A 5,679-nucleotide genomic window follows, 5' to 3' on the forward strand; every position below is an offset into this window, starting at 1 on the left:
TAGTAACGACGCTGCAGATCGGCGTGACCTTTTAGTGCATTGTATCCGGTCTGAACATCTGTTTTTTTAATCTGCAACAGTTTCAGACCATCCAGTGCGGCAGTGTGGTTTTTCAGAATGTTCCGATAACCTTCGATCGTGTTCGTTTCACGCCCGGATTTGTACAGTTCTAACCACTTCCATTTATACGCCCCGAATATCACGTTCTTTTCTGATACATAGATGCCTTTGCTGGTCTGCTCGATCACCTCGGCTTTCTTGCGTTCCAGCTCAGCAACACTACGACCATATACCTGTATACGGACTCTTTTTCCGTTTTCCGGATTTATTTCATCGGTAGTTACCCATGCGGCGTACCTGCCGTCTTTTCTCTTTTTGTATTTTGCCATAATATATCATCCTCCTTAAAAATGAGTATAAAAAATACACCTGTACAGGTGCTGGAGGATTGTGGTATAATCAGCTTGCTTAGAGATGATCATACCGGTCTCCAGACCTGTATAGATTCGCTGATCCGCTTCGGTGCTGGTAACACTGGGGCGGATTTTTTGCTTTGATTTTATTTATTCTGAAAATTTCATATTGTCGATAGTATCTACAAATTCATCATATACACTGTTATCAACAATTTCTTCACCATAGCCATTTGTCTTAGGTATTGCGATATAAATATATACAATTCTATGTCCAGTATCTATAGATACAAGATTCATGAAAGTGTTTTTGTAATAGTACATTGTTGATTGAGCAGTTTTGCCATCTACTGAAATATTGTCTGTATAAAATTCTGAATATGAATCATCATCTTTCAGAGACGAAAGTGGAGCACCTAAAAATGTTTCGGATACGGATGAAATAGATTCGGCGTATTCAAAAAAATTTATCATGATGGGGGTATCCTGACAGCGATAAGTTACGCTCGGAAGCTCTGCATCAAGATCAGATTTTATTATTTTCCAGTCATCTGGTATATCTATATCAATTCCGAAATCCTCAAAAGGAAACGAAAGAGAAGCATCAGATACAGCAAGCGTTTCGGTCTGAGCTGTTGTTTCTGTCTGCACTACGCTTTCTGTTTGTGATTCAGTTTCAGAAGATTCATTCTCGGTCTCAGAAAAGCTTTCAGTTTGTTGCTGTGTTTCAGACGAAACGGTCTCTGTGCTGGATGTATTTTTGCTTCCACAGGATGTTGCAGCAAAAACAGTCAGGCATAATAAAAATGTGGTTAAAATTTTCTTTTTCATATTTCATTTTCTCCTTTATATGTTTGCATCAAAGGCTTTCGCCTGTGACTTCACTTTTCTCCATCACCGCCAGTGACGGCTCAAAGAATACAACATAATTATCTACTTCGACACACACACCATACTTAGAACGGTAGCGGTCAATCGCATCCTGAAAAAATTCTTCGGTAACTCCAAGATATTCAGCGGCTTCGTGCCTTGAATGACAGCCTTGCTTATATGCATTTACCAGTCCGATCAGACCGATCTGCTGGTTGTATGCCCAGAGTCTGCCTTTTAATTCCTGTTTGCGGTTCTCTACATCGCTCTGATCGGTGATATCCCCAACGGCGGTGTGATAGTGTCCAATTTCCTCAGCAAGAACACAGGCTTTTTCAACGGATGTGTCGATTTTGTTGCTGATGGCAACCATTCCATCACAATACAGTCCTTTAATTCTATCACTCTGAAAATTGTAGTCTACTATATCTATACCTTCCTTGCAGGCTTGCTCTTGCAATTCTTCATAAGTGTTCATTGTAAAAACCTCCCACTCTTGTATATTTGAAATTGACAAATATTTTTGAGTGCCATATAATATACTTATCAAGACAGCCAGTAAGGGAGGTCAAGGCTCCCTGTCCTGGTGATCTGCACTAAAATAGCCGCCTATCTTTTCCAGAGAGCAGGGCGGCTATTTCTTATGTGTGTATGTAAGAATCGAAACGATTAAACTGGCTGTCGTCAGAATGATCATAAATGTTTCATAATCGCTCATAAGCATCCCCTCCCATCAAGTCTCAGGAAGGGAACCACAGCCGCTCTACTGGCTGCCTGGGTAAGTATATTATATTGTCATGGTGCATTTCTATTTGTCATAATTTCTTTCATTAATATGAACGGACTCTGCTTTTAAACGGTGGAGTCTTTTCTTTTATTCTTCACAAACTCTGCAAACTGGCGGATTTCATCCAGTTCGTCCTGCGTGTATTCTTCACCGTCGAAGTGGGCGGCGATGGTGGTGGGTTCAGGTTCTGTTCCGAGTAGAATATCGGCAGAAACGTTTAAAGCAGAAGCTATTTTTTTTATTGTATTGACATTTGGCTCACGTTTTCCGCTTTCGTATAACGAATATGTGGACTTTGCAACGCCTATGTTCTCAGAAAGTTCTTTTTGTGATAGTCCAGATTCAAGTCTGGCTTTCTTTAAATTTTCGTTAAAATTTTCACCCATAATCTATTCCTCCTGTTAGTTTTGATTATAGTTACAGATTGAAAATGTGTCAATAAAAAGTTTGCAAAATGAAAAGAAAAATTTAAAAAACTATTGACAAGTTTGCAAAAAGCAATTATAGTATAAACGTAGTTTGCATAATGTAAACATAAAATTTGCGGACTGCATTGGGGCAGGGTTAATAGTTACCGGAACATTAAAATTCCTTTTCGAGGTGGAATGCTAACGGAGTTTCTCCGAAGCAACCGGTATAAGATAATGCGACGATCTTATATCCGAGCTTTATCCACTTATCGGCAAGAGCCGATGAGTAAACAATTCGTTTCAGACTATCACCTCCTTCCCAAGAGGTAATTTGCAGTCCGCAACAACATTATAACAGAAAGAGGTGAAAAAGGTGTTTAGAAATTTGGAAGCTGAACAAGCTAGATTTTCTTACACAAATCAAGAAATGGCAGGAAAATTAGGACTTTCCAGAACATCATATGAGAACAAAAAGAAAACAGGAAAATTTACTGCACTTGAAGCAAAAAAAATGTGCAAGATTTTCAAAGTAAAATTTGATTATCTGTTTGCTACGGAAGATGAATAGGAAGGAAGCAGGAAATGAAAGAACCGATGAAATTAGAGGTAAGAAATGAGGGTATTCGAGGACCGCGTTTAGTACTGGACGGCAAAGAGCTGCACCATGTAATGGAATACGGAATCAAGAGTTCTGACTTTATAGGAAAAGCAGAACTCTCGTTGAAAATGCTGGTGACGTTTCCGGTTAACCAAGAAAATGTTTGAGAGCTACTTCCTTGGCGATTTCAATAAGGATAGGCAATGATGCATTAGTACCTTTTTCAAGTACTTTTTTCCACATAGGTTCAGTGCTGATATTGGCAAGAAATTCATGTCCTTGAGGTGTCAGATCTCGAACAAGGACACTGGTACCAAAATCGTAATAATGAACAACGTCAATAAGTCCAGATGCTTCGGCTTGACGAATATGGTACAAAATTTCGTTGTGTTCATATCCAGAAAGAAAACCGGAATTTGCATCATCAGCATCGTATTCCCAAGGAGTATCGAAGTCGCAAGTGTCTTCGATGGTTAAGAGAATTGCACGGATGCAATTAGGATTAAGCTTCATGCGGAATCAACTCCTTTCTTTTGTACTCGGCATGGCAGTGCCTGTACAACAAGGATAAGAGAAAGACGTGGTGAAGTCAATAAAGAAAGCGGGGTAGGGATGAAATCTATTGTAGCAGACAATTTTTCAAAGATAATCAAAGAAAAATGTCTTAAGCAGTGCACAGTAGCACAAAAAGCAGGGTATTCAAAGCAACAGCTTACAGACATGTTGAAAGGAAGAAAAAGGATAAAAGAAACAGACATTCTCAGACTTGCATCCGCACTTGATGTAGATGTAAGTGTGTTGCTTAAAACCGAGGCAGATTCGAAACAGTCAGATGAAGCAGGCGATAAGCAGCGAGAAAAAGAACGCCCAGATGTGCGAGCGTTCGTAAAGTTATTAAAAATTGAAGATGGCTATGCAGTATGTGATGTGAGATTCAAGCTAGTAAAGCCAGACAGCGAATAGCATCATTAAAAATCTATTTGTCTAAGAGACGCTGGTAAGCTGTTTCGACCATATCCTGCCAAGATTCAAAATCAGAATGCAGTCTGATAGAAGAATCAAATGCAACAGTATCTTGCAGTTTATTAAGATCTTCCGGTGCTGTTAAATCACAGCCAATGGCTTTGAAGAAGTCAGTTACATCACTAAACCTTGTAAATTCTTTCATAAAGTCATCCGGAAAAAATTCATAGATACTTGCAGAAGATATGTAATCAAGACGTTTGTCAATGTTTCCAGGGTAAGAGCCTACACAAAATCGAATTTGAGGCATAATGTACTCCTTTCTGTTCTCTATGGTCGTTATGTGGTGAATAAAAGGATACTACCAAAATATTAAAAAATCAATACAAAAATATTGAGTAAGGGAAAACAGGAGGTAACAGACCATTGATGAAACATTATATTTCAGACATCAAAAAGCAAGCCGAGAAAGTTACGACAGCGATCACAGGTGCGGAGATGCGAGAAGCAGTCTCGAGTGCGTTCAGTGATACCGCAACAGCATTAGAGACAATGGAAGAATCCTATAGAAAGCGGGGTAAACCATTAGCAATCCTGTTGCTGTTCTGGATTGTGATTCTGACACTGGATGAATAGAGAAAGTGAGGTGGCAAAATGGAAGAACTTAAAAAAATGCTTCTGGAAGTACTCCGGGAGTGCAAGCAGCCAGAGTTCCCGCCTGAACCGGTACCCACAAGGGTAGCCGCAAAGGTTCTGGGAGTGGAACAGAGCACAGTGATTAACCGAATGGAGTCCGGTGAGCTGGATATCGGGCTGGTGTTCAGATCGAAGCCGACCAAAAGAGGGCAGGCAAGTCGAAGAAGTACATACATCAGTCCCAAAAAGTTATACGAGCTGACCGGGTTCGTATGGAAAGGAGACAAGCAATGAAAAGAAGAGAAACAGAAGTAACAGAAGAAGCGGAAGAAACAACCGGAGCGGCTGCACTCGCCCCGATCGTAGCCACAGCAGCCGCAGCGTTCACGTTCTGGTGGCTGGGAAAATACAGCACGATTTGTGAGCGAGATATTGTAGGAACCACAATTACCGTGTGGTGTGCGGTACTGATCCGCATACTGTGGGCGGAGTAAGGAGGAAACAGAATGAGCAAAATTATCAAGGTTAGCACGGATCTGGAAGTGACCGTGCATGATTTCCCGCAGGGAACGATAAGAGAGCAGAACAGACAGCTCTGTGAGCTGATCGGGAACGGATGCGAGATGATCGAGCACGTCATGCCAAGACGACTGTATAACGAATTAGGTCATACGACAGAAGTTAAATGTGAAAACAGCAAGTGTGTGGCTATGCTGGTTGACGAAGAGTTTCTGCTCAAGAATGAACTTCAGCTTAACCCGATCGGCTGTTACCTGTACGAAACCAATAAACACGGCTCCCCGATCATGGGAAACATTTTGTTTGTAAGTGATACATATACAGGTGACGGTATTACGTTTTCGGGGATTGAAGAAGAGACATTCAATAAATTGTATGAGCAGTTGAAGAAGCTGGCATGGAAAGCGGGGGCAAAATGACAGCAGAAGAGAGAAGAAAATGGATTGGTGTATTACTGAATAAGGTACTGACAATTCATGAACA

At 40.7% G+C, this 5,679-nt stretch carries 13 protein-coding genes; 7 read left to right on the forward strand and 6 right to left on the reverse strand.

Annotation, left to right across the window (positions count from 1 at the left end; genetic code table 11):
• The 4 genes from LKD42_RS14580 to LKD42_RS14595 form a co-directional block, all read right to left on the reverse strand.
• A partial coding sequence (locus LKD42_RS14580) for a tyrosine-type recombinase/integrase (RefSeq protein ID WP_248836114.1) occupies positions 1–389 on the reverse strand: 389 nt, incomplete at its 3' end.
• A 174-nt stretch (positions 390–563) separates the two neighbouring features.
• On the reverse strand, positions 564–1,244 hold the full coding sequence (locus tag LKD42_RS14585; RefSeq protein WP_248836115.1) for a hypothetical protein: 681 nt from the start codon (positions 1,242–1,244) through the stop codon (positions 564–566).
• A gap of 28 nt (positions 1,245–1,272) precedes the next feature.
• Positions 1,273–1,761 (reverse strand): ImmA/IrrE family metallo-endopeptidase, encoded by a 489-nt coding sequence (locus LKD42_RS14590; protein WP_248836116.1) that lies wholly within the window; start codon positions 1,759–1,761, stop codon positions 1,273–1,275.
• A gap of 374 nt (positions 1,762–2,135) precedes the next feature.
• Positions 2,136–2,456 carry a helix-turn-helix domain-containing protein gene (locus LKD42_RS14595; RefSeq protein ID WP_248836117.1) on the reverse strand — a complete coding sequence of 107 codons (321 nt, stop codon included), beginning with the start codon at positions 2,454–2,456 and terminating at the stop codon, positions 2,136–2,138.
• A 397-nt stretch (positions 2,457–2,853) separates the two neighbouring features.
• Here LKD42_RS14595 and LKD42_RS14600 point away from each other — a divergent pair, with 397 nt between their 5' ends.
• A complete protein-coding gene (locus LKD42_RS14600) occupies positions 2,854–3,048 on the forward strand; it encodes a helix-turn-helix domain-containing protein (protein WP_248836118.1) in 195 nt (64 codons plus the stop codon).
• A 14-nt stretch (positions 3,049–3,062) separates the two neighbouring features.
• Positions 3,063–3,245, forward strand: coding sequence for a hypothetical protein (locus LKD42_RS14605; RefSeq protein ID WP_248836119.1), 183 nt, complete (start codon positions 3,063–3,065; stop codon positions 3,243–3,245).
• Here LKD42_RS14605 and LKD42_RS14610 read toward each other — a convergent pair.
• Complete coding sequence (locus LKD42_RS14610; protein WP_248836120.1) at positions 3,226–3,591, reverse strand: DUF2513 domain-containing protein; 366 nt, start codon at positions 3,589–3,591, stop codon at positions 3,226–3,228. The two genes, LKD42_RS14605 and LKD42_RS14610, sit on opposite strands and share 20 nt — an antisense overlap.
• A 99-nt stretch (positions 3,592–3,690) precedes the next feature.
• Between LKD42_RS14610 and LKD42_RS14615 the strand changes: the two genes are divergently transcribed.
• On the forward strand, positions 3,691–4,041 hold the full coding sequence (locus LKD42_RS14615) for a helix-turn-helix domain-containing protein (protein WP_248836121.1): 351 nt from the start codon (positions 3,691–3,693) through the stop codon (positions 4,039–4,041).
• 13 nt (positions 4,042–4,054) lie between these two features.
• Here the strand turns inward: LKD42_RS14615 and LKD42_RS14620 are convergent, their stop codons facing one another.
• A complete protein-coding gene (locus LKD42_RS14620; RefSeq protein ID WP_201428288.1) occupies positions 4,055–4,351 on the reverse strand; it encodes a hypothetical protein in 297 nt (98 codons plus the stop codon).
• Between the two features lie 119 nt (positions 4,352–4,470).
• On the opposite strand from LKD42_RS14620, the gene LKD42_RS14625 reads away from it, so the two are divergent.
• Genes LKD42_RS14625 through LKD42_RS14640 form a run of 4 tightly spaced genes read left to right on the forward strand, consistent with a single transcriptional unit; the run spans position 4,471 to position 5,615 of the window.
• Positions 4,471–4,677 (forward strand): hypothetical protein, encoded by a 207-nt coding sequence (locus LKD42_RS14625; RefSeq protein ID WP_248836122.1) that lies wholly within the window; start codon positions 4,471–4,473, stop codon positions 4,675–4,677.
• 18 nt (positions 4,678–4,695) lie between these two features.
• Positions 4,696–4,971 (forward strand): hypothetical protein, encoded by a 276-nt coding sequence (locus LKD42_RS14630; protein WP_243411851.1) that lies wholly within the window; start codon positions 4,696–4,698, stop codon positions 4,969–4,971.
• On the forward strand, positions 4,968–5,171 hold the full coding sequence (locus tag LKD42_RS14635; protein ID WP_248836123.1) for a hypothetical protein: 204 nt from the start codon (positions 4,968–4,970) through the stop codon (positions 5,169–5,171). Before LKD42_RS14630 ends, LKD42_RS14635 begins: the two co-directional genes overlap by 4 nt.
• Positions 5,172–5,183: 12 nt before the next feature.
• The gene (locus LKD42_RS14640) at positions 5,184–5,615 is read left to right on the forward strand and encodes a hypothetical protein (protein WP_248836124.1); all 432 of its coding nucleotides are present in this window, start codon (positions 5,184–5,186) and stop codon (positions 5,613–5,615) included.
• Positions 5,616–5,679: the final 64 nt, after the last annotated feature.

Origin of the sequence: Hominisplanchenecus faecis, assembly GCF_020687205.1 — a bacterium.
Lineage (GTDB): Bacteria > Bacillota > Clostridia > Lachnospirales > Lachnospiraceae > Hominisplanchenecus > Hominisplanchenecus faecis.

Bases quoted from the DNA above. Each gene is read 5' to 3' on its own strand.
- LKD42_RS14585 (WP_248836115.1), bottom strand. From the start codon at position 1,244: ATGAAAAAGAAAATTTTAACCACATTTTTATTATGCCTGACTGTTTTT.
- LKD42_RS14590 (WP_248836116.1), bottom strand. From the start codon at position 1,761: ATGAACACTTATGAAGAATTGCAAGAGCAAGCCTGCAAGGAAGGTATA.
- LKD42_RS14595 (WP_248836117.1), bottom strand. From the start codon at position 2,456: ATGGGTGAAAATTTTAACGAAAATTTAAAGAAAGCCAGACTTGAATCT.
- LKD42_RS14605 (WP_248836119.1), top strand. From the start codon at position 3,063: ATGAAAGAACCGATGAAATTAGAGGTAAGAAATGAGGGTATTCGAGGA.
- LKD42_RS14610 (WP_248836120.1), bottom strand. From the start codon at position 3,591: ATGAAGCTTAATCCTAATTGCATCCGTGCAATTCTCTTAACCATCGAA.
- LKD42_RS14615 (WP_248836121.1), top strand. From the start codon at position 3,691: ATGAAATCTATTGTAGCAGACAATTTTTCAAAGATAATCAAAGAAAAA.
- LKD42_RS14620 (WP_201428288.1), bottom strand. From the start codon at position 4,351: ATGCCTCAAATTCGATTTTGTGTAGGCTCTTACCCTGGAAACATTGAC.
- LKD42_RS14625 (WP_248836122.1), top strand. From the start codon at position 4,471: ATGAAACATTATATTTCAGACATCAAAAAGCAAGCCGAGAAAGTTACG.
- LKD42_RS14630 (WP_243411851.1), top strand. From the start codon at position 4,696: ATGGAAGAACTTAAAAAAATGCTTCTGGAAGTACTCCGGGAGTGCAAG.
- LKD42_RS14635 (WP_248836123.1), top strand. From the start codon at position 4,968: ATGAAAAGAAGAGAAACAGAAGTAACAGAAGAAGCGGAAGAAACAACC.
- LKD42_RS14640 (WP_248836124.1), top strand. From the start codon at position 5,184: ATGAGCAAAATTATCAAGGTTAGCACGGATCTGGAAGTGACCGTGCAT.